Raw genomic sequence first — 2,315 nt, 5'->3', positions numbered from 1 at the left:
GGTTTCATTGCGGCGCCAGTCCTGGGCCAGGGTGGCGTCCAGGAACTCCTGCGCAGCCTCGGGCGGCATGACGCGGTGGGCGTTGGCCGCCAGCGGCATGCGCGCGGCCAGCCGGCCTATGGCCCACCAGGTCTGCACGGATTCACCGGGGTGCTTCAGCCGCTGCAGCATCCACTGGCCCATTTCCTGGCGGTACTGCCAGGGCACAGCTTCCATGGCGGCGAACAGGCGCAGCATGTCGTCGTAGCTGCCATGGGCGGACTTGCCCTGGCTGCGCTGCGTGGACTGCTGCACGGCCTTTTGCATGTGGCCGGCAACCTCTTCCAGCAGCTCCATCTGCCGGGCCTCGTCCAGGCCCGCGGCCACGCGGCGCCAGAAGACCCACCATTCGGTGCGGTTGGCCGCCTCGCCGCCATGGCCCAGGCCCTGGCCATGCAGTTGCCAGACCTGCTGCATGCGCCAGCCGTCCAGCTCGGCGCCCACGCCGGGGCGCAGGCACCAGCCTGCCAGGTTCAGCCAGACGCGCTCGTGCTCGGCCGTGCGGCGGCGGCGCCTGGCGCGGGTCAGCAAGGTGTCGAACAGTGCGCGCAGCAGCGGCAGGTCCCAGTCCTCGCGCGGGCCCAGCCGTCGCTCCAGCGACTGGCGCAGCTGGCGGACCTCCTTGGCCGTCACCTCCTGGGCCTGGCTGCCGAAGATGCGCTCGATCAGGGCCACGGCATCCGCCAGCCGGCCCTGCCGGGCAGAAAGATCGCCGGTGTCCTGCGCATCTGCGGCCAGCGCGCCGCGCACGCTGAACGGCAGCAACCACTGGCGCTGCGCATCGTCGGCGGCCACGCAGCGCACCTCCAGCGTGCCGACCTCGGTCATGCAGGCCTGCAGTTGCACTTCGACCTGGGCCTTGTCCCGGCCCTCGGGCGCGGGCAGCACGGTGGACAGGGCGGGCAGCTCGACCCAGCCCTCGCCGTCGAGCGCCGCGATACGGCCGGCCTGCGCAGGCGCCGCCGCCAGGCTGTTGGCCACCAGCGAAAAGCGCACGGCCTGGCCCAGGCGCAACGCAAAGCGCCGGCCGGAGAGCACGATGCGCACGCCCTCCTCCGTGCCGCGCGGCAGCAGGCAGATGCCCTGTGGTGCGGCACCCGCCTTCTCGGGCAGGACCAGCCAGTAGCTGCGCGGCGAGCCACCGCCGATGCGCGGTACCGGGGCGGGCACAGTCCGGGCATCTTCCGATTCCGGCAGATCCTCAGACGGACGGCTCTGGACATGCATGGCCAGGCCATGCGCCGCCGCGCCACGTGCCACGGCCCAGTCGGGATGCGGGTTGTGCAGCAGGCGCAGCGGCTGGCCGCGCCAGGCCTGCAGTTGCGCCACCAGCCGCTGGGCCAGCGCATGGGCGTGGAAGACGCCGCCATTGAGCAGGACCGCATCGGGCAACTCCCCAGCCGCGTGCTGCGCGAGGAACTGCGCCAGGTGCCGTGTGATCGCCGCATCGGCAGGATAGGGCAGCCCCAGGCCGCGCAAAGCGCCCTGGCGCCGGGTGGGCAGATCCTGCAGGCCGGCCAGCGGCATGAAGCCTTCGACCACGGCCTCGCGCACCTCGTCGCGGCGCAGCGTGGCCGTGCGCGTCTGCGCCAGCAGCTTCGATCCGCTGCCCAGCAGGGTCACGGCCACGGACTCGGGCGCATCGTCGGCCAGCAACTGTTCCTTGGCCATGCGGCAGCGCTGCACCAGTTGGGCGAAGCGTGCGGCGGGCAGGCGCTCGCCGGGCGGGGCGAACTGCGGCTCCAGCCGATGGGCCAGCGCCAGGTCCATGTTGTCGCCGCCCAGCATCAGGTGCTCGCCCACGGCCGTGCGTGTCAGCACGGGCAGGCCTCCAGCTTCAGCGGGCTGCACGCGGATCAGGGTCAGGTCGGTGGTGCCGCCGCCCACATCCACCACCAGCACCAGGCGGCAGTGCGCCAGCTCGGCCGCCAGGCGTTCGCCCTGCAGCACCAGCCAGTCGTGGAAGGCAGCCTTGGGTTCCTCCAGCAATTGCACCGCAGGCAGGCCGGCCAGCCGCGCGGCCTCCAGCGTCAGTGCGCGCGCGCCTTCGTCGAATGAGGCCGGCACGGTCAGCACGACCAGCTGGTCCCTCAGCGGCGCGCCGGGGTGCGTGCGGTCCCAGGCCTGCCGGACATGGTCCAGGTAGCTGGCTGAGGCCTGCAGCGGAGACAGCCGGGCCACCTCTTCGGGCGCGCCCCAGGGCAGGATGGCCGCCGTGCGGTCCACGCCCGCGTGCGACAGCCAGCTCTTGGCGCTGGCCACCAGGCGCGACGGCA

General features: G+C 72.9%; 1 protein-coding gene. It reads right to left on the bottom strand.

Going from position 1 to position 2,315, the window contains the following annotated elements:
- Positions 1 to 2,315, bottom strand: a 2,315-nt coding sequence (locus L995_RS18715) for a hsp70 family protein (protein WP_047472972.1), incomplete at both ends; no start/stop codon positions are given.

The organism is Delftia sp. ZNC0008 (assembly GCF_000799035.1).
In the GTDB taxonomy this organism is placed as follows: domain Bacteria; phylum Pseudomonadota; class Gammaproteobacteria; order Burkholderiales; family Burkholderiaceae_C; genus Comamonas; species Comamonas tsuruhatensis.
Note: the sequence above shows the minus strand (reverse complement) of the source record. Positions and strands in the feature narration are given on the sequence as shown.